Genomic DNA, 23913 nt, shown 5'->3' with positions numbered 1-23913 from the left:
GCGCTGCGCGGCTGCGTGCAACGTGCCAGTGGGTATGCGCGGGTGTACTGGCTGCCGCAATCCTCTGGCAATGACACGCAAGGCGCGCTAGCTGTTAGGTGACAGGCGCAGCAGGGAAAAAACCAATGAAAGACGACCGCAACAGCCCATTCCGCGACGCCCACATCGATCGACGCACGGCGCGCCAGGTTCCGGACACGCCGCAGACACGTTCGGATTCGTACAAGCTGGCCTTTGATGATTTCGATTTCATGTGCCGGGACGAATTGCGTCCGGTGCGCCTGCAGCTGGAACTGCTGAAACCGCAGCTGATGCTGGATGAACACGGCATCAACAGCACCGTCGTGCTGTTCGGCGGCGCGCGTGTGCCCTCGCCCGAGGGTAAGGAAAGCGCAAAGACCAAGACGCTGGCTGAACTGTCGAAATATTACGAGGAGGCCCGCAAGCTGGCCTTCATGATCACCGAAGAGTCGTTGAAATCAGGCGGGGGCGAGAACGTCATCTGCACTGGCGGCGGGCCCGGTGTGATGGAGGCAGGCAATCGAGGCGCGGCCGAGGCAGGTGGGTTGACCGTGGGTTTGAACATCGTGCTGCCGCACGAGCAGGCTCCGAACCCGTACGTGACGCCCGAGCTGTGCTTCAACTTCCACTATTTCGCGATCCGCAAGATGCATTTCCTGATGCGAGCGAATGCGATCTGCGTGTTTCCGGGTGGCTTTGGCACCCTGGACGAGATGTTCGAGGCGCTGACCCTGATCCAGACCGGACGGATGAAACGCGTGCCGTTCTTGCTGTTCGGCTGCGAGTTCTGGTGCAACATCATCAACTGGGAGGCGCTGGCCGAGGCCGGCACGATCAGCCGAGAAGATCTGGCGCTGTTCCGCTATGTCGAAACCGCCGAAGAGGCGTTCGACGCGATGCACAACTGGGACGGCGCGGGCACCAAGCGGGCGCATATCCCGGGGCGGTAAGTCTTAGTGCAGCAGCTCGGCGGGGATGGCGCAGATTTCCTGCTGGCGCAGGGTCGCGATGACTTCGCCATGGTCGGTGTTCATGACGCGGTAGCCATAGCCCATCAGGCGGAATTTCCATTCCCGCACGGACACGGATTTCGCGCGCTCCTGACGGATCAGCTCCAGCACAGTGCTGGTGATGGCGGGGGTGATGGCTTCGATTTTCTGCATTGTCCTGTCTCCAGTGGAACTTGCTTCTGGAAACAGTCTGTTGCCGGATTGGGGCGCGAAATGCCCCAGATTGGGGCATTTGTGTGAAATCAGAAACAAATCCTGTGGTTTGTCAGGATTGTTGCGCGACGCCTGCTTCGGCCTCGATCTGGGCGCGGGACTTGCGTGCGCGCTCGGTCGCGGATTTCAGCTGACCACAGGCGGCCATGATGTCCTCTCCGCGCGGGGTGCGGATCGGGCTGGCGTAACCGGCCTTGTAGATGATGTCCGCGAACTTCTCGATCCGGTCCCAATCGCTGCGCTGATAGGGGCTGCCGGGCCATTCGTTGAACGGGATCAGGTTGATCTTGGCCGGGATGCCCTGGATCAGCTTGACCAGGCGGCGGGCGTCCGCGTCGGTGTCGTTCACGTCCTTCAGCATCACGTATTCAAAGGTGATGCGCTCGCTGTTCGACAGTTTCGGATAGGCGCGCAGGGCGTCCAGCAGTTCCTTGATGTTCCAGCGTTTGTTGATCGGCACCAGTTTGTCGCGCACCTCGTCTGTAGTGGCGTGGAAGCTGACGGCCAGCATGCAGCCGATCTCTTCGGCGCATTTGGCGATCTCGGGCACGACGCCGCTGGTGGACAAGGTAATGCGGCGACGCGACAGGGAAATCCCCTCGCCATCCATCGCGATCTTCATCGCGTCGCGCACGTTGTCGAAGTTATAGAGCGGCTCGCCCATGCCCATCAGCACGACGTTGGACAGCAGGCGCGGGCCGGCGTCGCCGGTGCCGACACCGGGTTGGGGCCATTCGTCCAGATCGTCGCGCGCCATCATGATCTGGCCCACGATCTCGGCCGAGGTCAGGTTGCGCACCAGTTTCTGCGTGCCGGTATGGCAGAACGAACAGGTCAGTGTGCAGCCCACCTGCGAGCTGACGCACAGAGTACCGCGATCGGTTTCCGGGATGTAAACAACCTCGACCTCGTGCCCGCCGGCGATGCGGACAAGGTACTTGCGGGTGCCGTCCATCGAGACTTGTTTGCTGACGACCTCGGGGATCTCGATCACGAAATTCTCGGCCAGCTGCTGGCGATAAGCCTTGGCCAGGTTGGTCATGGCGTCAAAGTCGCGCACGCCCCACTGGTAGACCCATTGCCAGACCTGGTTTACCCGCATCTTGACCTGCTTTTCGGGCGTCCCCATCGCCAGCAGCGCGTCGCGCAATTGATCCCGGGTCAGGCCGACGATGTTGGTCGGCCCCTCGGGCAGCTTCCGGGGAATAGTCATGACGTCCTGGGTGATCGGAGCGGAGGCCGACATCGCATGGTCCTTTTCGCGGGATGAAACGGGTCCATACAGGATTCTTGGGCAATTGCCAAAAGATATGTTGCCGATACGAAAAACGGCCCCCAAAGGGGCCGTCACATCTGCGCGAGCGGTCGCGTCAGTTGCAGCGTTTCTCGGCCTCGTCCAGTGCCGCGGTGAAACCCAGCAGGCTGAACTTGTCCTTGGTTTGCGTGCCGCGTGCGGACCGGGCGGTCAGGACGGCCTCGCTGCCGCGCTTCATGGCGGCGATGATCTTGGCGTCGTCCGAGGCCGATGCCGGCCACGCCCATTCGCCCTCGCTGAACAGGTCGAACGATGCGCCGCCCACCTCCAGCGTCACCGGAACGCCCTTGGCGAACGGATAGCCGCCGGTAAAGGTCAGTTGGCCTTTCACGCCAGCTGCGGGGCGGAAAAACGCCATCAGCAGGATGTCGCCACGGCGAACAGCCACGACGCGGCCGTCCTTGGTGTTGACCGTTTCCTTCGGAGCGGACACGGCCCAGCATTCCTTGGGGTCCTTGTCTTCGAAGACGCTCCAGTCGGTTTTCGCGGCGACCTGATTGTCGCTGGCACTCTGCGCCCAGACACCCGTCGCTGCCAGCGCCATCAGGGCTCCGGCCATGCCGCGCACAAAAGGTGATCCCATATTCCCAGCCTCCAAGCTGTAGCTTGCCTCAAATCCTGATCGACGTGCCGCTTCTGTTATGGACTTTCTTGACCGGCGCGTCATTTTCGTCTCGACAATGCAACAATAGCCCAATTTGCGCCACGGACGAAAGAGCCATTGGCGGAATTTCGCACAGCGCTGACACAGAGTTGAAGAGGCACCGATCATGACAAACCCCGTCCCACTGGCTGAAATCTGGCGTGGACCGTTCCTGGAAAGCGTCCATATGGGGCACGCGGTGATCGTGGATGGCAGCGGTCAGATCGTGCAGGCCTGGGGCGATCCCGCCGCGATCGTGCTGCCGCGCAGTTCCTCGAAAATGCTGCAAGCCCTGCCGCTGATCGAGTCCGGCGCCGCCGACGCTTTCGGCCTGAAGACCGAGCATCTGGCCTTGGCCTGCGCCTCGCATAACGGTGCCGCGATCCATACCGACCGGGTTCAGGCCTGGCTGTCACATCTGGGTATGGGCGATGACGATTTCCGCTGTGGCCCGCAGATGCCCGATGATCCGGTCGCGCATAAATCGCTGCTGTGCTCGGACAGCTCGCCCTGTCAGTACCATAACAACTGCTCGGGCAAGCATTCGGGCTTCCTGACGCTGAACAAACATATCGGCGGCGACCCGGAATATGTCCGCCCCGAGCATCCCGTGCAAAAAGCCGTGCTCGAAGCGTTCGAGGATCTGACCGGTGAAACCAGCCCTGGCTTCGGCATTGACGGCTGCTCGGCCCCCAACTTCGCGACCTCGCTCTACGGCATGGCCCGCGCAATGGCCTTCTTCGCCACGGCAAGCGAGGGGCAGGGCACCCGTGCCAGCGCCGCCGCCCGCCTGCGCGACGCCATGACCGCCTACCCCGAACTGGTCGCTGGCGAAGGCCGCGCCTGCACCGAGCTGATGCGCGCCATGGACGGCCGCGTCGCCTTGAAAACCGGGGCCGAGGCGTTCTTCATCGCCATCGTCCCGGAAAAGGGCTGGGGCATCGCGCTCAAGGTCGCAGACGGCACCACGCGTGGCTCGGAATGCGCAATCGCGGCAATCCTGGTCAAATACGGCCTGCTGGACCTCGACCATCCCGCGACCCGCAAACGCATGAACACCCCGATCCGCAACCGCCGCGGCGTGGAAACTGGCATCCTGCGCCCCGCTGCCGGTCTCCTCTGACCTGCTGCTTCTTTCTGATTCAAATACTCAAACGGCGCGCGGATACCACCCGCGCGCCGCTTCAGTTTCTCGCAGGCATTCCCGCTTACAGGTGATCCGCAAACGCGTTCAGTACGCGCTCATAAACCTCGCGCTTGAAGGGGACGATGTTGTCCACCAGATCCGACGGCGCCAGCCAGCGCCATTCCGAAAACTCGGGGTGCGAGGTCTGGATATTCACGTCCGCGTCCGCGCCGGTAAAACGCAGCAGGTACCATTTCTGCTCCTGCCCACGATAGCGGCCTTTCCAGATGCGCGGCACCAGATCGTGCGGCAGATCGTAGGGCAGCCAGCCGTCGGTTTCGGCGACCAGTTCAACCAGATGCGCGGGCACGCCGGTTTCTTCCTCAAGCTCGCGCAGGGCAGCGTCGCGGGGTTCCTCGCCCTTGTCGATCCCGCCTTGCGGCATCTGCCAAGCCGGGCCGGGGTTATCCAGCCGTTGGCCCACAAAGACATGCCCGTCGGCGTTCATCAGCATCACGCCGACATTGCGGCGATAGGGAAGTTTGGCGATTTCCTCGGGTGTCATCGGTCTGGTCCCTGTTGAGTTCGCCGGGACATTAGGATGCGGACCCGGCAAGGTCCACATCCCAATCTGCGCTTATTTGCGGCCCATCATGTAGAATTCGTCATTCGGCCGCATCGAGGTGAAATTCGCCATCCGGTTCGACAGCCCGAAGAAGGCAGTGACGCCGGCGATGTCCCAGATATCCTCGTCGCTGAAGCCGTGCTCGCGCAGGGTTTCGAAATCGGCGTCGTTGATCGATTTGGCGTTGTTCGAGACCTTCATCGCGAAATCCAGCATCGCCTTTTGGCGCGGGGTGATGTCGGATTTGCGGTAGTTGGCGGTGACTTGATCCGCGATGGTCGAGTGTTTGGCACGGATACGCAGGATCGCGCCATGCGCCACCACGCAATACTGGCAGCTGTTGTCAGCCGAGGTGACGACCACGATCATTTCGCGGTCGGCTTTGGTCAGGCCGCTGTCTTTTTCCATCAGCGCGTCGTGATAGGCGATGAAAGCGCGCAGTTCGTCCGGGCGGTGGGCCAGCGTCAGGAACACGTTGGGAATGAACCCGGCCTTTTCCTGAACACCCAGCATCATCTGCTTCAGATCATCGGGCAAATCGTTGACATCGGGCACCGGGAAACGGCTGATCGGGTGGTCGGACATGGGTTCCTCCTACGCTGTCGCGATAAATGTCTGACATTTAATATGGCGAGCCTTCATGACGGCAGCAAGCGGAAATGCCTGACATTTTTTGCCGCAGTATTCCGGGCAAATGAAAAGGGCCGCAGCGGATAATCCGGCTGCGACCCTTATGTTTCAGATCAGCAAACAGGCTTACTGACGACCAGCCACCGACAGGCCCTTCAGCAGGTCCAGCGCATAGGCCAGCTGGAAGTCTTCCTCGCGCAGTTTGGCGGCCTCTTCGGCCTTGGCGCGGTCTTCCTCGATCTGCTTGATCTCGTCTTCGGTCAGGCTGTCGTTGGACAGGGTGCCACGCAGATCCGCCTCGGAACGGGTGCGGCGAGCGTTGGTCTTGGTGTCCTCTTCCTCGGCCATCGGGCGGCGGGGTTGTTCCACCACGATATCCGGCGACACGCCCAGATTCTGGATCGAGCGCCCGGAGGGTGTGTAGTACCGCGCCGTGGTCAGGCGCATCGCGCCGTCGCCCCGCAGCGGCATCACCGTCTGGACCGAGCCCTTGCCGAAGCTCTTGGTGCCGACGACGATGGCGCGGTGGTGATCCTTCAGCGCGCCCGAGACGATTTCCGACGCCGAGGCCGAGCCGCCGTTGATCAGCACGACGATGGGCTTGCCCTCGATCAGGTCGCCGGGGGTGGCGTTGTAGCGGTCGCCGTCCTCGGGGTTGCGGCCGCGGGTCGAGACGATCTCGCCCGATTCCAGGAACGCGTCCGAGATGCGGATCGCTTGCGTCAGCAGGCCGCCGGGGTTGTTGCGCAGGTCCAGCACGACGCCGTTGATCTTGTCCAGGCCGCCCGCTTCCTCGATGGCCTTTTTCAGGCCTTCTTCGACGTTGGGATAGGTCTGGTCGTTGAAGGTGGTGATCCGCGCGACGACCGAGTCGCCCTCGCGGCGCACGCGTGCGGCGGTCAGCTTGATGGTGTCGCGGATGATCGAGACGTCGAACGGCTCGGTCTTGCCTTCGCGCACGACGGTCAGGATGATTTCGCTGCCGACCGGGCCGCGCATCATCTCGACCGCTTCGTCCAGCGACAGGCCCAGCAGGCTTTCGCCGTTCACATGGGTGATGAAATCGCCCGATTCGATGCCAGCGGCCTGCGCCGGCGTGCCGTCCATCGGCGAGACGACCTTGATAAAGCCCTCTTCCTGAGTGACCTCGATCCCCAGCCCGCCGAACTCACCGCGCGTCTGCATCCGCATATCGGCGGCGTCCTGCGGCGGCAGGTAGCTGGAGTGTGGGTCAAGCGAGGTCAGCATCCCGTTGATGGCCGCCTCGATCAGCTTCTTTTCGTCCACTTCTTCGACATACTGGGCGCGAATGCGCTCGAAGATATCGCCGAACAGGTCCAGCTGTTCATAGACATTGGTCTTCTGCGCGCTTTCCTGCGCCAGCAGCGGACCGGCGACCTGCGTGGTCACCAGGACACCTGCCAGCGTACCGCTCACCGCAGCCATGACGAACTTCTTCATGGATCACTCATCCTTCTGCATTTTGAACCACAGCGCCGGATCGACGGCCTGATTGTCCTGTCTGACCTCTATATAGAGCGTTTCCGACGCCTGAGTTCCAGCCCCATCGCCCGCTTGTGACAGAATTGTGCCCGGTCCGGCATCTTGCCCCCCCATCAGGCCGACCGGACTGCCCGCCGGCAGAACCTGACCTGCCTGCCCGTAAACCGCGTCCAAACCTGCCAGCACGAACAATAGACCGGCCTGCGGTTCCAGAATCATCACGTTGCCGTAATCCAGAAGCGGGCCAAGATAACGAACAGTTGCGGCCGTGGGCGAGGTCACAAGCGCGCGCGGCCGCGTGGCCAGAACGACGCCGGGACGGGCGATGCCCGCGGCATCCGTCTCGCCCGAGCGCAACAGAACCCGACCCTGTACCGGCATCGGCAGGGTGCCCATCCGGTCGCTGATGTCGGGCAGGCTGCCGGCGACCTCATCCTCGGTGATGTCGTAAAGGCCGCTGGCGAACCCTTCCAGCGTCTCGGTCGAGGAGATCAGGATCGCCGTTTTCACCGGGTCTTCGGTAAAGCGTTTGGGCAGGTCGGTGCGGTCGGCCAGGGCCTGGCTCAGCTCGGCCCGCGCCTTTTGCACCCCGTCCAGACCCGAGCGCAGGGTATTCGCGGCGCTTTCCTGCAGGGTGCGCAGGGTCTGCACCTCTTCCAGCTTGGTGCGCAGGGTTTGCGCCTTGGCGTTCAGCGCGGGGGTCACATCCGCGACCAACATCCCGGCGCGGGCGGTGCCGGTCGGGCCTTGCGGGTGGATCATTGCCACGGGCGCGGGCGCGGCGGCGATGCTTTGCAACACGCCCAGCAATTGCGCCACCTCGGCCTCGCGCGCTTGCAGATCCTGCGTCAGTCGCGCCTCGCGCAGCGAGACACGGCGCAGCCCGTCGCGCATCGCCTCCAGCCCGTCTTCGTAGGCTTTCAGGGTCTGGGTCAGGGCCTTCACCCGGTCTCGCGCGCTATCCGCCTTGGACAGGGAAATCGCCGCCTCCTCTAGCGCCTTGGCCGCCGCCCGGGCCGCCGTGGCCGGGTCGTCGGTTTCTGCCCAGACCGTCAGGGGCCACAAGCACAGCGCCAGAAGTGCGGCCAGTCGGATCATTCCAGCAGGCTCTTGCCGGTCATTTCTTCGGGTTGCGGCAGGTTCATCAGCTGCAGCAGAGTCGGCGCCAGATCGGCCAGTCGCCCGCCCGAGCGCAGCTTGGCCCCGGCAGGTCCGCCGAACAGGATCACCGGAACCGGGTTGGTCGTATGCGCGGTGTGCGGGCCGCCAGTCACGGGATCGACCATCGTTTCGCAGTTGCCGTGGTCAGCGGTGACGATCATCGCGCCGCCCACCTTTTCCAGTGCAGCCACAACGCGGGTCAGGCCCTGATCTACGGCTTCACACGCCTTCATCGCGGCCTTCAGATCGCCGGTATGGCCGACCATGTCGGGGTTGGCGTAGTTGGTCACGATCAGGTCATAGCCATGCTCGATTGCCTTGACGAAGGCATCAGTCACTTCGCCGGCGCTCATCTCGGGCTGCAGGTCATAGGTGGCAACCTTGGGCGAGGCAGCCATGTAGCGATCTTCGCCAGCCTCGGGGTCTTCCTTGCCGCCGTTGAGGAAGAAGGTCACGTGCGGGTATTTCTCGGTCTCGGCCAGGTGAAACTGCGTCTTGCCCTGCTTCGAGACCCATTCCCCCAGCGTGTTGCGGATGTCGCGCGGCGGGAAAACGGTTTTCATATAGGCGTTGTGGCCCTCGGAATACTCGACCATCCCCAGCAGCGCGGCCCATTCGGGACGCACGCCCACGTCGAAGGCATCGAACCCCGGCTCGGCCACGGCGCGCAGGATCTCGCGGGCGCGGTCGGCGCGGAAGTTCAGGCAGAAGAACCCGTCGCCATCCTTGGCACCCTTGTAGTCGCCGATCACGGTGGCGGCGATGAATTCGTCGGTTTCCTCGCGCTGATAGGAGGAATCGACGGCCTTGTGCGCGCTGACGGATTTGTTGCCCTTGCCGTGGATCATCGCCTCGTAGGCTTCGCTGACGCGTTCCCAACGGTTGTCGCGGTCCATCGCGTAATAGCGGCCGGTGACGGTGCCGATGGTGGCACCAGCGGGCAGCGCGTCTTCAAGGTCGCGGAAATAGGTGAAGGCCGATTTCGGGGCCACATCACGGCCATCGGTAACGGCGTGCAGCACGACGGGAACCCCTGCCTCGGCAATCGCGCGGATCGCGGCGATGATGTGGACCAAGTGCCCGTGCACCCCGCCGTCCGAGACCAGACCCATCAGGTGCGCCGTCCCGCCGTTTTGTTTCAGCGTGTCGATAAAGGCCAGCAGAGCGGGGTTCTTCTGGAAAGAGCCTTCCTCGATCGCCAAGTCGATCTGGCCCAGGTCCATCGCCACCACGCGGCCCGCGCCGATATTGGTGTGCCCCACCTCGGAGTTTCCCATCTGCCCGGTCGGCAGACCCACATCGCGGCCATGCGTGATCAGCGTGTTGTTGGGGCAGCTGGCCATCAGTTTGTCAAAGGTCGGCGTCTTAGCCAGAAGGGGCGCGTTGGCCTTGGTGTCGGCGCTCAGGCCCCAGCCATCCAGAATGCACAGAACAACGGGTTTGGGCGTGGTCATGTCTTACGGCTCCGGTCAATTTGGCTTGCTTCTAGCGGGTTCGCGCGGCGGGGTGAACCACTCAAACCGCCACAGTCGCAAAATCAGACCCGGTGATAGGGGCTGCCGGCCAAGATCGAGGCAGCGCGGTACAGCTGTTCCGTCAGCATCGCGCGGGCAAGCATGTGGGGCCAGACCATCTTGCCGAAGGACAGGCTGAAATCGGCCTGCGCGCGCAGGGCGGGGTCGATCCCGTCCGCGCCGCCGATGACAAAGGCCAGATCGCTTCGGCCGGCGTCGCGCCAGGTGGCCAGTTTGTCGGCAAACTCGGGCGAGGTCATCACGGTGCCGCGTTCGTCCATCGCACAGATGACGGCACCTTTGGGCAGGGCGCGTTCAAGCAGGGCGGCTTCGGCACTCATGCCGCCCCCCTTCTTATCCTCGACCTCATGGATTTGCGCGGGCCCCAGCCCCAAGGCGCGGCCCGTCCGATCGAACCGCGTCAGGTAGTCGTCGATCAGCGCACGCTCGGGCCCCGAGCGCAGCCGACCCACGCAGCAGATATGGATGCGCATCAGACCCCGGAGGCAATGGCGCCCGCGGGCAGCCACATCTTCTCGATCTGGTAGAACTCACGCACTTCGGGGCGGAACACGTGGACGATCACGTCGCCCGTGTCGATCAGCACCCAGTCGCCGGTTTCCTTGCCTTCGATGCGGCAATGGCGACCGTAGTCCTGCTTCAGGCGGTCCACCAGCTTTTCGGCGATCGCAGCCACCTGGCGCGACGAGCGGCCAGAGCAGACGACCATGTAGTCGCCAATCGAGGATTTGCCGCGCAGGTCGATCTGCACGATTTCCTCGGCTTTGTCGTCTTCGAGTGAGTTGATGATTGCCTCCAGCAGGATTTCGCTGGTTGCGTTCTTGGGGGTTGCGGCCATCACAGCCCCCGTTTCCGCGACATGAGCCGCGCTGAAGTTGAGTGACAGGACATTGTCCTCCTGGGGTTTCTTGCACCGACAGAGTCCCGGTGCCGGACATTTTCAGGCTAGCACCGCATATGGAAAATCTCAACGGATGGTTCAAGAGGCCGTTTTGTCCGTGTCCTCGTCGCTTCGGGTGCGTAATTCCGAGCCGGGCAGCACTTTGACCTCGCGCTGCGGGAAGGGGATCGAGATGCCGTTTTCCTTGAACGCGTCCCACAGCGCCAGGAACACGTCGCCCCGGATATTGGTCAGGCCGGCGGTCGGATCCTGAATCCAAAAGCGCAGGATATAGTCCACGCTGGAGTCGCCGAACCCCACGATATGGCAGACCGGTGGCTTGAAGCTGAGGACGCGCGACACGCTGTTGGCGGCGGCGATGGCGATGGCGCGGACCTTGTGGGGGTCATCCTCATACGCAGTGCCGAAAAAGATGTCGAGCCGCACGAAGTCGTTCGAGTGGGACCAGTTCACCACCTGTCCGGTGATCAGATCCTCGTTCGGGATCAGGTATTCCTTGCCGTCACGGGTGACGACGCTGACATAGCGCGCGCCCAGCGACTGGATCCAGCCGAAGGTTTCCCCCAGGCTGATGACGTCGCCCGGCTTGATCGACTTGTCCAGCAGGATGATGATGCCCGAGACTAGGTTGGACACGACCTTTTGCAGGCCGAAGCCCAGGCCCACACCGATGGCACCGGACAGCACCGCAAGGCCGGTCAGGTCCACCCCGACCGCGCGCAGGCCGATGAAGAACGCGGCGCCGTACAGCACCACCTGCAGGAACTTGATCGCCAGCACCTGCATCGAGGGGCTGATATCGGTATTCTTTTTGATCGTGGTCGAGGCCGAGCCGGACAGGAACCGCGCGCCCGCCATCAAGACGGCCAGCATTGCGACCGCTTGCAGCGTCAGCCACAGGGAAATCCTCGTTTCCCCGATATTGAAGGCAAAGCTGTCCAGCAAAGAGATGGCGTCGTCCGTCAGGCTCAGGATCGACAGCGTCACCCAGACCCAACCGGAATAGCGAACCAGCATGCGCAGCAGGTTGTTGTTGATCAGACGGGTCGCGATCGCGATGACCAGCCAGGCCACGGCCAGCTGCCCGATGATCCCCAGCAAGTAGGAGCGCGACGGCCACGTCCAGTCCCGCATGAACCAGATCACGGGCCAGATCAGCAGCACGAACATGATCAGGCGCATTCGACGGTGGATCAGCACCAGGAACCGCATCCGCCACATCGGCCAGCCATCGCGCGTACGCATCCACGCCTGGAACCTTGGCGCCAGCACCTTTGCGGCCAAGTGGGCAAGGATCAGTACACCCAGAGCGATCAGAACCTGATAGGCATTCCAGGGCCGCAGAAGGCCAAGAACGAATTTCTCGGCCTGCAGCAGCAGGTCCAGGATCAGATCCCAAGTCGTCTCGGTCGGCGTTTCGGCAGTTTTCTCCATATCGTCAGAGTGGCACGGTCCAGACTCTGTGGGCAAGGGTAGACTGGGTGATCGTGCCTCTTGATAGAATCCATGCGAAAGAGTATCTGCCCTTGCATGACACGGTTTTTCGACATGGATGATCGCGCGCGGCTGCCTTGGCGGTTTTTCGGCGCATCGCACACTGTACTGGCCCGCCTATAAGGCGCGCCCATCCCTGTCACACCCTGAATTTACCCACATATCCACGGGAGAGGACCATGACCGCCCCGAAGACACTCTATGACAAAATCTGGGATGCCCACGTCGCCCACGAGGCCGACGACGGCACCTGCCTTCTGTATATCGACCGCCACCTGGTGCACGAAGTGACCAGCCCGCAGGCGTTCGAAGGCCTGCGCATGGCCGGCCGCAAAGTGCATTCGCCCGAGAAAACCATCGCCGTTCCGGACCACAACGTGCCCACCACCGCGGGCCGTCAGGACCCCAGCCAGATGACCGAGGAATCGCGCATTCAGGTCGAGGCGCTGGACAAGAACGCCAAGGAATTCGGCGTGCACTACTACCCGGTGTCCGACGTCCGTCAGGGCATCGTGCACATCGTCGGCCCGGAACAGGGCTGGACCCTGCCCGGCATGACCGTCGTGTGCGGCGACAGCCACACCGCGACCCACGGCGCATTTGGCGCTCTGGCGCATGGCATCGGCACCTCTGAGGTCGAGCACGTTCTGGCCACCCAGACGCTGATCCAGAAGAAATCGAAGAACATGAAGGTCGAGATCACCGGCAAGCTGAAGCCGGGCGTGACCGCCAAGGACATCACCCTGGCCGTGATCGGTGCAACCGGCACTGCGGGCGGCACCGGCTATGTCATCGAATATTGCGGCGAAGCGATCCGCGATCTGTCGATGGAAGGCCGCATGACCGTTTGCAACATGGCCATCGAAGGCGGCGCCCGCGCCGGCCTGATCGCGCCCGACCAGAAGACCTTTGACTACGTCAAGGGCCGTCCGCACGCGCCCAAGGGCGAACAGTACGACGCCGCTGTCGCCTACTGGAAAACCCTGTTCACCGACGAAGGCGCGCATTTCGACAAGGTCGTCACCCTGAAAGGCGAAGAGATCGAACCCGTCGTCACCTGGGGCACCTCGCCCGAGGACGTGCTGCCGATTTCCGCCGTCGTCCCCGCGCCTGAATCGTTCAAGGGCGGCAAGGTCGAAGCGGCCAAGCGCTCGATCGAGTACATGGGCCTGAAAGCCGGTCAGAAACTGACCGACATCCAGATCGACACCGTGTTCATCGGCTCGTGCACCAACGGCCGGATCGAGGATCTGCGCGCCGCCGCCGAGATCCTGAAGGGCAAGAAGATCAAGGACGGGATGCGGGCGATGGTCGTGCCCGGCTCGGGTCTGGTCCGCGCTCAGGCCGAGGAAGAGGGCATCGCCCAGATCTTCATTGACGCCGGGTTCGAATGGCGTCTGGCAGGGTGCTCGATGTGCCTGGCGATGAACCCCGACCAGTTGTCCGAGGGCGAGCGTTGCGCATCGACCTCGAACCGCAACTTCGAGGGGCGTCAGGGCTATAAGGGCCGTACCCACCTGGTCAGCCCGGCCATGGCCGCCGCCGCAGCCCTGACCGGTCACCTGACCGACGTTCGCGAACTGATGTAAGGAGCCAGCAAAATGGAAAAGTTTGAAAAACTGCAAGGCGTCGCCGCGCCCATGCCGCTGGTGAACATCGACACCGATATGATCATCCCCAAGATCTTTCTGAAGACGATCAAACGTTCGGGTCTGGGTGTGAACCTGTTCGACGAGATGCGCTATGACCGCAACGGTAACGAGCTGCCTGATTTCGTGCTGAACAAGCCGCAGTACCGCAACGCCCAGATCCTGGTCGCTGGCGACAACTTCGGTTGTGGTTCGTCGCGCGAACACGCGCCCTGGGCCATCGCGGATTTCGGCATCAAGTGCGTGATCTCGACCTCGTTCGCCGACATTTTCTTCAACAACTGCTTCAAGAACGGCATCCTGCCGATCGTCCTGCCGCAAGAGCAGGTCGACGTCCTGATGGCCGACGCTGAAAAGGGCGAGAACGCCCGCGTCACCGTCGATCTGGAAGCGCAGGAAATCACCACCTCGGACGGTCAGGTGATCCCCTTCGAAGTGGATGCGTTCAAGAAGCATTGCCTGCTGAACGGTCTGGATGACATCGGCCTGACCATGGAAAAGGCCGACTCGATCGCCTCTTTCGAAAAGAAGATGGCCGCCGAGCGTCCCTGGGTCTGATCCAGCAAACAGAAACACAGAAGGCCGCCCCAACGGGCGGCCTTTTTGCTTTACTACCTCAAAGGGTGACTAAATTTTTCACTTTTCGAGTGTCGGTGGTGTCTGTTGCCCTAGTGGTGACGTTAAGAGTGTCACACAACATATTGCGATTTCGCCAATTTCTGGTCGCTCGGGTCGTCAGGCTTGATGCATTCTCGCACCACATTTGCCACGAATTTGCCCCAATCTTTCGTTTTTACTCGCCTATCGCTTGAGTGGACAAATGAAAGAAGGCAACATTTAGGCAATAATGAGGCATACCGCCACAAACGGCGGGATCAAGTTGGATACAGGGCGCGGCATCGTATCGCGCTCGGCCAGTTTGAAGGGATCGGGCAGTGATCGAACGTGTTGCAGGCGCGGCGTTTCGCGCGTTTTTGGTGGCTTTGCTGGTGGCGTTGCCATCCATGTTCCTGCCGGGAACGCTGTCGGATTCGACCGCGCTTGTGCTGATCCTGACCTTGGTTGCCGCGATCCTGACCTTTCTGGAATACAACAGCGATTTCCCCAGCGTGGTCGAGTTCCGCTATGCCCCGCCGTTCAACCGCCTGCGCTTCGCGGCCGTGTTCCTGCTGGTCGTGGTCCTGACGCTGATCGCTCGCGGCAAGGTTCATCCGACCGAGCTTAGCCAAGGCCTGACCTCGATCGGTCGCCTGCTGGGCAATACCATTGATTTCCCGTACTCCCCGGTTCGCCTGGTCGTTCTGATGATGCCCATCAACGCCCCGAAAGAGCTGATCGCCGATGTCCGCATCGCCGCTGGTCTGGCCTATTTCGCGTCGCTGGTGATGATGTTCCTGTTCCTGTTCGCCGTGCGCTTTCTGGGATGGCCTGCCCGTACCGGCGCGTTCAACGTCTGGATCAACCTGCCGATGTTCGATCCGACGATGGGCGATGTGCTGCCGCGGCTCTATCGGGACGCGCGCATTAACATTGCGTTAGGGTTTGTGCTGCCATTCTTGATCCCGGTCATCGTGAAGCTGATGTCGACCCTGGTCGATCCGATCACGCTGGCGCATTCGCAGACGCTGATTTGGACAATGACAGCATGGGCTTTGGTGCCGGCTTCGATGATCATGCGGGGGATCGCAATCGGTCGTGTCGCGGACATGATCGAAGAAAAACGCCGTCGCGCCTATGCCGAGGCCGAAGGCCAGGCATTGCAAACTATCTGATCGCCGTCCTCGCGCTGCTGGCGTTGCCAGCCTTCGCCGAGCCGCTGCGGGTCGCAACCTTCAACACAGAGCTGACAAGGGAAGGCCCCGGCCTGCTGCTGCGCGATGCGTTGCGCGGGGACGCACAGGTGCTTGCGGTTGCGCAGGTCATCGCAAAGTCCGCGCCGGATGTGATCCTTTTGCAAGGCGTTGACTACGACGTCGAGCAGTTGGCGGTCAAAGCCCTGCGCGACCGCATTTCGACAGCCGGTCATTTCCTGCCGCACATCGTTGCGTTCCCTCCGAACTCGGGCGTTCCGACGGGTCTGGATCTGGATGGCGACGGGTACACCGATGGCGCCGCAGACGCGCAGGGGTTCGGCCGATTTGCGGGGCAGGGGGGCATGGTGCTTCTGTCCCGTTTCCCGGTGATCGAGGCGCAGGATTACTCGGGGCTGTTGTGGGCCGATCAGGCATGGGCGGATCGACATGCGATCAGCCAGGCATGGGGGGCGGCTGCGTCGATCCTCAGGCTTGCCTCGGTCGGGGCGTGGCGGGTGCGAGTCGACGCGCCGTCCGGGCCGGTGAATCTGTTGGCCTTTCACGCCTGCCCGCCGGTTTTCGACGGCCCCGAGGATCGCAATGGTCTGCGCAACCGCGATCAGTTGCTGTTTTGGGCGCATTTGCTGGACAGCATCCCCGAGCCGGTCGTCGTGCTGGGGGACGCCAATAATGATCCGCAGGCCGGTGAGGGCCGCAAGGAGGGGATCAACGCGCTGCTGACCCATCCGCGCCTTGCCGATCCGTTGGCGGGGCACCCGACCGTGGATTGGAGCGCATTGGGGCTGGGGTTGATGCGTGTGGATTATGTGCTGCCAGACCGCTCTTTGGGCGAACAGAACGCCGGTTTGGCACCTCCTGCGCCCGAGGCCAGCCGACACCGGCTGGTCTGGGTCGATATTGAACCCTAGCGCGGCAGATGAGCCGTCGCACGGCTCAGCGCCTCTTGCAGCGGGGTGTGCTGGAAGTCGGGCAACAGCGCATCGAACCGCTCGGACGACAGTTGATGCGGCAGGTTCCACAGATAGCGCATCTCGAACAGATGCTTGGCCATCGGCATGAACGGCCGCGCCAGATGCAGCGGCAACCACGACATTTGCCGCGCCATGACGGGCCGCTCCATGACTGGTGCAAGCGCCTGCGCCATTTGCGTCCCGGTCAGGGTGTAGCCGGGAAAGGCGACGTCCTCGAAACGCGCCAGCGAGTCACGCTTTTGTGCCAGCGCCACAGCTGCACGGGCCAGATCCGGCAGGTAGGCCCAGGCATGTACGGCGTCCGTGCGTCCGGGATAGGTCAGGCGGCCTTTGGGCAGGGTCTTGGCCATCATCATGTCGAACCAATTGCCCGAGGGTTCAGTGTCCAGAAAGTCGCCAGCCCGCAGCACGATCGTTTTCACGCCCTCGTCACGCAAGGCATCTTCGGCCTTGCGGCGGATCATGCCCAGAGGGTTTGTCGCCAGATGCGGAGACTTCGCCCCCCAGGGCATGGGCGAGTCGGGGCCAAAGACGTAGACGTTGCCCGGAAAGATCACGGTGGCATCGTTCGCAAGCGCGACGCGCCGGATTTGCGCCTGCTGGCCCGGCACTTGAGCGGCCCAGTCCTGGTATTTGGGGTTCCATCCGGCAACGATGACGTCCGCGCCTTGGGCGGCATCCTCTAGCCGGTCGGTGCGGCGATCGAACCGACGCCTGGTCCAGCCTGCCGCCTGAAATGCGTCCGCCACGTTGCGGCCAAACCGGCCGGAGGCTCCGAGGATCAATGCTTTTTCAGCCATTTTGCACTCCTGTCTTGAGGGTCTGCAGGAAGGATAGGTGTCGTGAAAATGAATGAATATTGCGAAAATTCGGACATATGGTATTCAATATTGAATGGACAAGCCAATCTTGAACGACTGGGCCTTGGTGCAGGCATTTATCGCGGTGGCCGAGAGCGGATCGCTGTCCGCCGCTGCGCGGGTGCTTGGGCAAAGCCAGCCGACGCTGGGCCGTCAGATCCGCCAGTTAGAGGAGCAACTGGGCGCCGAGCTGTTCGTGCGTCACGCGCGGGGGCTGGCGCTGTCCGAAGCGGGGCAGTCGGTGCTGCCCCACGCCCGGCAAATGCGCGCCGCCATGCAAGAGATCACGCTGACGATGGCGGGACGGGACCAGCAGCTGTCGGGCACGGTCCGGATCACGGCCAGCCAGATCGTCTCGCAATACATCCTGCCGCCGATCATTGCAGAACTGCGCGAGGAGCATCCACAAATCCAGATCGAACTTGTCGCCAATGACAGCACTGAAAACCTGCTGTTCCGCGAGGCCGACATCGCCGTACGCATGTATCGGCCGCAGCAGTTGGATATCGTGACCCGCCACTTGGGGGACATCTCCATCGGAGTTTGTGCCGCCCGCAGCTATCTGGAGCGACACGGGCGGCCACGCTCAATCGCCGAGCTGGGACAACATGCGATGGTGGGTTACGACCGTTCGGAGCTGATCCTGCGGGGTATGCAGGAACTGGGGATCAAGGCTGCGCGTGACTGGTTCGCGACCCGTTGCGACGACCAGCCGGTGTATTGGGAGCTGATCCGCGCGGGCTGTGGAATCGGGTTTGGCCAGAAGATGCTGATCGAACGCGACCCAACCGTCGAAGCCTTGGATCTGGGCGTGCCGATCCCCGGTTTGCCGGTCTGGCTGGCTGCCCCTTCGGCGACACGCCGGACGCCGCGGGTTTCTGCGGTCTGGACGGCGCTTGAGAAGGGCCTTTCCCCCTTCGTTTCTTGACCCTACGGCCCGCAACAGATAGGCCGTGCGCAACGATTTCTCACGAAGGACCGCAATCATGACCAACCCCTCGCTTCTTATCCTGCCCGGTGACGGGATCGGCCCCGAAGTCATGGCCGAAGTGCGCAAGATCATCGCTTGGTATGGCGACAAGCGCGACGTGCATTTCGACGTCTCCGAGGGCTTGGTCGGTGGCTGCAGCTACGACGTGCACGGCACCCCCCTGACGGACGAGACGATGGAGCTGGCGCAGTCGGTTGACGCGGTTCTGCTGGGCGCCGTGGGTGGCCCGCAATACGACAACCTGGATTTCAGCGTGAAGCCCGAGCGCGGCCTGCTGCGCCTGCGCAAGGAAATGGACCTGTACGCCAACCTGCGCCCCGCGCAGTGCTTTGACGCGCTGGCCGATTTCTCGTCGCTGAAAAAAGACGTGGTCGCCGGTCTGGACATCATGATCGTGCGCGAGCTGACCTCGGGCATCTACTTCGGCGAGCCGCGCGGCATCTTCAAGGAAGGCAACGAGCGCGTCGGCATCAACACCCAGCGCTACACCGAGTCGGAAATCGAGCGCGTCGCGCGTTCGGCGTTCGAGCTGGCCCGCCGCCGCAACAACAAGGTCTGCTCGATGGAGAAGGCCAACGTGATGGAATCGGGCATCCTGTGGCGCGAAGTCGTCCAGCGCGTGCACGACACCGAATACCCCGACGTGCAGCTGTCGCACATGTATGCCGACGCTGGCGCGATGCAGCTGTGCCGCTGGCCCAAGCAGTTTGACGTGATCGTCACCGACAACCTGTTCGGCGACCTGCTGTCGGATGCCGCTGCAATGCTGACCGGTTCGCTGGGCATGCTGCCGTCGGCGTCCTTGGGCGCACCGATGGCCAATGGCCGTCCGAAAGCCATGTACGAGCCGGTGCACGGTTCGGCCCCCGACATCGCGGGTCAGGGCAAGGCCAACCCGATCGCCTGCATCCTGTCGTTCGCAATGGCGCTGCGCTACTCGTTCGACATGGGCGACGAGGCAACCCGCCTGGAAGCCGCCATTGAAAAAGTGCTGGCCGATGGTGCCCGCACCGGCGACCTGCTGGGCCCGGAAGGCGGAAGCCCGATCAGCACCGCGCAGATGGGTGACGCGATCGTGGCCGCGCTGGACGCCAGCCTGTAATCAAGCGGCGGGATCGGGCTGTGTGGCCCGGTCCCGTTTCACCGGGTCGGCGGCCCGGTCATACTCGCCGATCCGCTGCACATGATGCAGCACCCGTTGCAGCCATCGCATCGCATCCGTGTGCTGGAACACATCCCGCACCCCGTACAGACCCGCATGTTCGCCCAGCAGCATCCCGCGCCGGTGCTTTGCCGCGCGTTTTGCCAACAGCGTTTCAATCCGTAGCAACCGGTTGATGTCCAGCGATGCAAGGCCATCCAGTGCGGCGCGCTCCAGCGACTTTGCCAGCAGCAGCGAGGGGCGGCGCAATGCCTTGTCCTCGGATAGCACCGGCATGTTCGACGTCTGCTGTGCCCGCGCTGCCAGTCGCATCAGGTGATCCGTCTGGTGCAGCAAGGCCGAATACGCGACCGGGTCATGATCCCGTGCGGCCCCGATCTTGGCTAGGTATTCGCTCAGCTCGTCCAGCGCGGGGGGCAAGGTCTGGCCCAGCGTGGACAGGGCGCGATAGTCCGGCGTGGAAGACATCGCAGCGGCTATTGAGCGGAACAGCTGGCCAGCCAGCTGCCGGGTCGCGGCATGCGCGGCCATCAACGCGGTGTCACTGTCGCGCAGCAGCGTGGGATCAAGGCGTATCCGGGCCTCATCCTTGTCATCGGGCACCCAGCGGCGCACCAAATCGACCAATTGTTGTGTGAAGGGCAGAAACAGCACCGTGCCAACGACGTTGAAGCCCGTGTGGAACACCAGGAGCGCGGTCAGCGAATCCGCCGTCTCGGCGATCCATTCCAGCGCGCCATGCCCGAGCCACAGAATAGGCAGCGCCAGCGCCGCCGTGACAAGGTTGAAGGTAAGGTTCGCGACTGCCGCCTGCCGCATCACCCGCGACCCGCCAAGCGAGGCCAGAATGGCGGTGAACGTGGTCCCTACATTCATGCCCACGACCATCATCGCCGCCTGCATCACCGAAATGGCACCAGACCCCAGCAGGACCAGCGCCAGCGCCACCGCCGCGCTGGAGGACTGGATTACAACAGTGACCACCAGCCCCACCATGACCAGCAGCAAGCTGCCCCACACACCATCGCCAGGGATCATGTCGGGCGTCAGCAGGCCGGTGGTGTCGCCGACGCCTTTCTGCATCATCTCCAGCCCGATCAGCAGCAGGCTGAGGCCCGCCAGCAGCCGCCCGATCCGCTCGACTGTGCCGTGGCCCAGCAGCATCGCCAGCGCCGATGGCAGCAGCGTCGCCATCGCCACCGTTCCAAGGGCCAGTTTGAAGCCCAGCAGCGTCACCAGCCAGCCCGTGGCGGTCGTGCCGATATTGGCGCCCAGCAGAATCCCGATGGCTTGGTGCAGCGTTAGCAGGCCCGCTCCGACGAACCCCACGGTCATCACCGTCGTCGCGCTGGAGGACTGGATGACCGCCGTAACCCCGGCCCCGGTCAGTACACCACGCAGCGGCGACGTCGTCACCCGCGCCAGCAGTTGCCGTAATTGTCCCCCGGCCAGCGCGCGCAAGGCGGCTGTCATCGTCTCCATGCCCAACAGGAACATGCCAATGCCACCCAAGGCGGCCAGAAGGTCCGTAGAGTTTGCCATTTTTCCCTTGAGAATCATGGCCCTTTCAATCCGAGGAAACAAGCACCCTGAATCCCCGTGATTTCGGATTTATCCCCTTGCAAATCCGATCGCTGCCGTATAATCGACGGCCTCACAGTCGGAGTGTAGCTCAGCCTGGTAGAGCACTGTCTTCGGGAGGCAGGGGCCGGAGGTTCGAATCCTCTCACTCCGACCATGAAACAAGGCGCCTTCGGGCGCCTTTGTTTTTTCCGGATTCTCTTGATTGCAAAAGTCGGAGCGGCAGTCAGCAGCAGTTGACGGGCAGGCATCTGGTCTGCTCCGACGATGTCCCGTTTTGACAACAATATAAATGTAACAGGGAAGTTCCCACCCGCCCGGGTGGGGCACCACTTTCGCTAAACTTTGCTGTCTGGTGAAAGTGGTGAGCCGTGCAGGATTCGAACCTGCGACCCACTGATTAAAAGTCAGTTGCTCTACCAACTGAGCTAACGGCCCACTGTGGAGGCAGCTTCTAGAAATAGACGGTGACAGGGTCAACCCCGAAAAGCGGGGTTTTTGAAAGTTTTTCAAAAGACTTGGTTTCGCGGCTCTGGGCGGCCGCCGATTTCGGCGAGGCAAAGGCTGGAAAAGCGCAAGGATCGGGCGTATATCCGCGCGATGGAAAACACTGCGCACTCCCCTCTGCCATTTATGAAGATGCACGGCCTCGGTAACGATTTCGTCGTTGTCGACGCGCGCGCGCATCCGGTGCCGTTGCCGCCCGCGTTGGTCGTGGCAATTGCCGACCGGCACAAGGGCGTGGGTTATGACCAGCTGGCCGTGATCGAGCAGGGCGCGGGTGATGCGCATCTTGTGTTCTACAACGCGGATGGATCGACTTCGGCGGCCTGCGGGAACGCCACACGCTGCATCGCGCGCTACCTGATGGAGGAGACGGGCAAAGACCGTCTGCACCTAACCACGGATCGCGGCGACCTGTATGCAGTTGAGGCGGGGAACGGGCTGACCTCGGTCAATATGGGGCAGCCGCAGCTGGAATGGCACGAAATTCCGCTGTCGCATCAAATGGATACGCTTGAACTGCCGATCGAGGGTGCGCCCACGGCCACCGGCATGGGCAACCCGCATTGCACCTTTTTCGTGGAGGATGCCGAGGCGGTGGACCTGGAAAAACGCGGCGCCGAGATCGAGCATCACCCGCTGTACCCGCAGCGCACCAATGTGCAATTCGCCAGCCTGATCGGCCCGGATCACCTGCGGATGCGGGTGTGGGAGCGGGGCGTGGGGGTGACGCTGGCCTCGGGGTCGTCGTCCTGCGCGACCGCCGTTGCTGCTGCGCGTCGGGGGCTGACCGGGCGCAAGGTGCGGATCGATTTGGACGGCGGAACTTTGTGGGTGGAGTGGCGCGAGGACGGGGTCTGGATGACCGGCGGGACCGAGCACGTTTTTACCGCCACCCTGACCCCGGAATTTTTGGCACGCGTATGTCCTTGAAACCACCCGTTTTTTCCACTCTTGGCTGCCGTTTGAACGCCTATGAGACCGAGGCCATGAAGGAATTGGCCGAGGCCGCAGGGGTTAACGGTGCCGTGATTGTGAACACCTGCGCCGTCACATCCGAGGCCGTGCGCAAGGCCCGGCAGGAAATCCGCAAGCTGCGGCGCGACCATCCGGACGCCAAGATCATCGTCACCGGATGCGCCGCCCAGACCGAGCCTGAGACCTTTGCCAGTATGGACGAGGTCGACGTCGTGCTGGGCAATACTGAAAAGATGCAGCCCGAAACCTGGGCCGCGATGGGCCCCGACTTCATCGGAAAAACCGAGCGTATTCAGGTGGATGACATCATGTCGGTCACCGAGACCGCTGGCCATCTGATCGACGGATTCGGCCGCCACCGTGCCTATGTGCAGGTCCAGAACGGATGCGATCACCGCTGCACGTTCTGCATCATTCCTTATGGCCGGGGCAACTCGCGCTCGGTGCCTGCCGGGGTGGTGGTGGAGCAAATCAAACGGCTGGTCGAAAAAAATTTCAACGAGGTCGTGCTGACCGGCGTCGATCTGACCAGCTGGGGTGCCGACCTGCCGGGTGAGCCGAAGCTGGGCGACCTGGTGATGCGCATCCTGAAACTGGTGCCGGATCTGCCTCGCCTACGGATTTCCTCTATTGATTCCATAGAGGTAGACGAAAACCTGATGCAGGCGATTGCCACCGAGTCGCGCCTGATGCCGCACCTGCACCTGTCCTTGCAGCATGGCGACGACCTGATCCTGAAGCGGATGAAGCGCCGCCACCTGCGCGACGACGCGATTCGATTCTGCGAAGAGGCGCTGAAACTGCGCCCCGACATGACCTTTGGCGCGGATATCATCGCGGGTTTCCCGACCGAGACGGACGCGCATTTCGAAAACTCGCTGAAGCTGGTGGACGAGTGCAACCTGACCTGGCTGCACGTCTTCCCCTACAGCCCCCGCCCCGGCACGCCTGCCGCGCGGATGCCGCAGGTGAACGGGCGCAAGATCAAGGAGCGCGCCGCCCTGCTGCGCGCCGCCGGGGATCGCCGGGTTGATCTGCATCTGGGGGCGCAGATCGGCAAGACCCACAAGGTCTTGATCGAGGGGCCGCGCATGGGTCGGACCGAGCAGTTCACCGAGGTGCATTTCACCAGCGATCAGCCCGAGGGTGAGATCATCGAGGTGGTGATTTCCGGACGTGACGGGGACCATTTGCTGGCCTAACCTGCCCCAAACAGCAGGATACCG

Annotated in this window: 23 protein-coding genes and 2 tRNA genes; 11 read left to right on the top strand and 14 right to left on the bottom strand. The window is 62.7% G+C overall.

What is annotated here, in order from left to right; all coding sequences use genetic code 11:
* The first annotated feature begins 125 nt into the window (after positions 1 to 125).
* A complete protein-coding gene (locus E7681_RS01955; protein WP_136337572.1) occupies positions 126 to 971 on the top strand; it encodes an LOG family protein in 846 nt (281 codons plus the stop codon).
* Positions 972 to 974: 3 nt separating this feature from the next.
* Here E7681_RS01955 and E7681_RS01950 read toward each other — a convergent pair whose 3' ends face one another.
* The 3 genes from E7681_RS01950 to E7681_RS01940 form a co-directional block, all read right to left on the bottom strand.
* A complete protein-coding gene (locus E7681_RS01950) occupies positions 975 to 1184 on the bottom strand; it encodes a hypothetical protein (protein ID WP_136337571.1) in 210 nt (69 codons plus the stop codon).
* Between the two features lie 112 nt (positions 1185 to 1296).
* Positions 1297 to 2490, bottom strand: a complete 1194-nt coding sequence (gene rlmN, locus E7681_RS01945; RefSeq protein WP_136337570.1) for a dual-specificity RNA methyltransferase RlmN — start codon at positions 2488 to 2490, stop codon at positions 1297 to 1299.
* A 124-nt stretch (positions 2491 to 2614) separates the two neighbouring features.
* Positions 2615 to 3142, bottom strand: a complete 528-nt coding sequence (locus E7681_RS01940) for an invasion associated locus B family protein (protein WP_211089752.1) — start codon at positions 3140 to 3142, stop codon at positions 2615 to 2617.
* 187 nt (positions 3143 to 3329) lie between these two features.
* Here E7681_RS01940 and E7681_RS01935 point away from each other — a divergent pair, with 187 nt between their 5' ends.
* Positions 3330 to 4325 carry an asparaginase gene (locus E7681_RS01935; protein ID WP_136337569.1) on the top strand — a complete coding sequence of 332 codons (996 nt, stop codon included), beginning with the start codon at positions 3330 to 3332 and terminating at the stop codon, positions 4323 to 4325.
* An 85-nt stretch (positions 4326 to 4410) separates the two neighbouring features.
* Here the strand turns inward: E7681_RS01935 and E7681_RS01930 are convergent, their stop codons facing one another.
* The 8 genes from E7681_RS01930 to E7681_RS01895 all read right to left on the bottom strand — a co-directional run bounded on the left by E7681_RS01930 (position 4411) and on the right by E7681_RS01895 (position 12117).
* Positions 4411 to 4893, bottom strand: a complete 483-nt coding sequence (locus E7681_RS01930) for an RNA pyrophosphohydrolase (RefSeq protein WP_136337568.1) — start codon at positions 4891 to 4893, stop codon at positions 4411 to 4413.
* A gap of 72 nt (positions 4894 to 4965) precedes the next feature.
* Positions 4966 to 5538 (bottom strand): peroxidase-related enzyme, encoded by a 573-nt coding sequence (locus tag E7681_RS01925; RefSeq protein WP_136337567.1) that lies wholly within the window; start codon positions 5536 to 5538, stop codon positions 4966 to 4968.
* A 171-nt stretch (positions 5539 to 5709) separates the two neighbouring features.
* Complete coding sequence (locus E7681_RS01920; RefSeq protein ID WP_136337566.1) at positions 5710 to 7044, bottom strand: S41 family peptidase; 1335 nt, start codon at positions 7042 to 7044, stop codon at positions 5710 to 5712.
* Between the two features lie 3 nt (positions 7045 to 7047).
* Positions 7048 to 8184 (bottom strand): murein hydrolase activator EnvC family protein, encoded by a 1137-nt coding sequence (locus E7681_RS01915; RefSeq protein WP_136337565.1) that lies wholly within the window; start codon positions 8182 to 8184, stop codon positions 7048 to 7050.
* Positions 8181 to 9701: a 2,3-bisphosphoglycerate-independent phosphoglycerate mutase gene (gene gpmI, locus E7681_RS01910; RefSeq protein WP_136337564.1), complete on the bottom strand. Its 1521-nt coding sequence runs from the start codon at positions 9699 to 9701 to the stop codon at positions 8181 to 8183. Before gpmI ends, E7681_RS01915 begins: the two co-directional genes overlap by 4 nt.
* Positions 9702 to 9784: 83 nt before the next feature.
* A complete protein-coding gene (gene rlmH, locus E7681_RS01905) occupies positions 9785 to 10255 on the bottom strand; it encodes a 23S rRNA (pseudouridine(1915)-N(3))-methyltransferase RlmH (protein ID WP_136337563.1) in 471 nt (156 codons plus the stop codon).
* Complete coding sequence (gene rsfS / locus E7681_RS01900; RefSeq protein WP_136337562.1) at positions 10255 to 10620, bottom strand: ribosome silencing factor; 366 nt, start codon at positions 10618 to 10620, stop codon at positions 10255 to 10257. Before rsfS ends, rlmH begins: the two co-directional genes overlap by 1 nt.
* A 141-nt stretch (positions 10621 to 10761) precedes the next feature.
* A complete protein-coding gene (locus E7681_RS01895) occupies positions 10762 to 12117 on the bottom strand; it encodes a mechanosensitive ion channel family protein (RefSeq protein WP_136337561.1) in 1356 nt (451 codons plus the stop codon).
* A gap of 239 nt (positions 12118 to 12356) precedes the next feature.
* On the opposite strand from E7681_RS01895, the gene leuC reads away from it, so the two are divergent.
* The 4 genes from leuC (at position 12357) to E7681_RS01870 (ending at position 16548) form a co-directional block, all read left to right on the top strand.
* Positions 12357 to 13766 carry a 3-isopropylmalate dehydratase large subunit gene (gene leuC, locus E7681_RS01885; protein WP_136337560.1) on the top strand — a complete coding sequence of 470 codons (1410 nt, stop codon included), beginning with the start codon at positions 12357 to 12359 and terminating at the stop codon, positions 13764 to 13766.
* A 12-nt stretch (positions 13767 to 13778) separates the two neighbouring features.
* The gene (gene leuD / locus E7681_RS01880) at positions 13779 to 14384 is read left to right on the top strand and encodes a 3-isopropylmalate dehydratase small subunit (RefSeq protein WP_136337559.1); all 606 of its coding nucleotides are present in this window, start codon (positions 13779 to 13781) and stop codon (positions 14382 to 14384) included.
* A 377-nt stretch (positions 14385 to 14761) separates the two neighbouring features.
* On the top strand, positions 14762 to 15598 hold the full coding sequence (locus E7681_RS01875; protein WP_136337558.1) for a hypothetical protein: 837 nt from the start codon (positions 14762 to 14764) through the stop codon (positions 15596 to 15598).
* 23 nt (positions 15599 to 15621) lie between these two features.
* Positions 15622 to 16548 (top strand): endonuclease/exonuclease/phosphatase family protein, encoded by a 927-nt coding sequence (locus tag E7681_RS01870; protein WP_168733123.1) that lies wholly within the window; start codon positions 15622 to 15624, stop codon positions 16546 to 16548.
* Here the strand turns inward: E7681_RS01870 and E7681_RS01865 are convergent.
* A complete protein-coding gene (locus E7681_RS01865) occupies positions 16545 to 17411 on the bottom strand; it encodes a Rossmann-fold NAD(P)-binding domain-containing protein (RefSeq protein WP_136337556.1) in 867 nt (288 codons plus the stop codon). The two genes, E7681_RS01870 and E7681_RS01865, sit on opposite strands and share 4 nt — an antisense overlap.
* Before the next feature lie 94 nt (positions 17412 to 17505).
* Between E7681_RS01865 and E7681_RS01860 the strand changes: the two genes are divergently transcribed.
* Both E7681_RS01860 and leuB read left to right on the top strand, forming a co-directional pair.
* The gene (locus E7681_RS01860; protein WP_136337555.1) at positions 17506 to 18399 is read left to right on the top strand and encodes a LysR family transcriptional regulator; all 894 of its coding nucleotides are present in this window, start codon (positions 17506 to 17508) and stop codon (positions 18397 to 18399) included.
* 58 nt (positions 18400 to 18457) lie between these two features.
* Positions 18458 to 19564 (top strand): 3-isopropylmalate dehydrogenase, encoded by a 1107-nt coding sequence (leuB, locus tag E7681_RS01855; protein ID WP_136337554.1) that lies wholly within the window; start codon positions 18458 to 18460, stop codon positions 19562 to 19564.
* Here the strand turns inward: leuB and E7681_RS01850 are convergent, their stop codons facing one another.
* Entirely contained in the window at positions 19565 to 21166 is a 1602-nt protein-coding gene (locus E7681_RS01850; protein ID WP_136337553.1) for a Na/Pi cotransporter family protein, read from the bottom strand.
* A 119-nt stretch (positions 21167 to 21285) separates the two neighbouring features.
* Here E7681_RS01850 and E7681_RS01845 point away from each other — a divergent pair.
* A tRNA-Pro gene (locus E7681_RS01845) sits at positions 21286 to 21362 on the top strand.
* Positions 21363 to 21567: 205 nt separating this feature from the next.
* Here E7681_RS01845 and E7681_RS01840 read toward each other — a convergent pair.
* Positions 21568 to 21643: transfer RNA gene (locus E7681_RS01840), tRNA-Lys, on the bottom strand.
* Positions 21644 to 21805: 162 nt separating this feature from the next.
* Between E7681_RS01840 and dapF the strand changes: the two genes are divergently transcribed.
* Together dapF and mtaB are read left to right on the top strand one after the other, a co-directional pair.
* Positions 21806 to 22642, top strand: a complete 837-nt coding sequence (gene dapF / locus E7681_RS01835) for a diaminopimelate epimerase (protein ID WP_136337552.1) — start codon at positions 21806 to 21808, stop codon at positions 22640 to 22642.
* Complete coding sequence (gene mtaB / locus E7681_RS01830) at positions 22633 to 23889, top strand: tRNA (N(6)-L-threonylcarbamoyladenosine(37)-C(2))-methylthiotransferase MtaB (protein WP_136337551.1); 1257 nt, start codon at positions 22633 to 22635, stop codon at positions 23887 to 23889. The genes dapF and mtaB overlap by 10 nt, the downstream gene beginning before the upstream one ends.
* Positions 23890 to 23913: the final 24 nt, after the last annotated feature.

It is taken from the genome of Thalassobius vesicularis (genome assembly GCF_004799325.1).
In the GTDB taxonomy this organism is placed as follows: Bacteria; Pseudomonadota; Alphaproteobacteria; order Rhodobacterales; family Rhodobacteraceae; genus Thalassobius; species Thalassobius vesicularis.
Note: the sequence above shows the minus strand (reverse complement) of the source record. Positions and strands in the feature narration are given on the sequence as shown.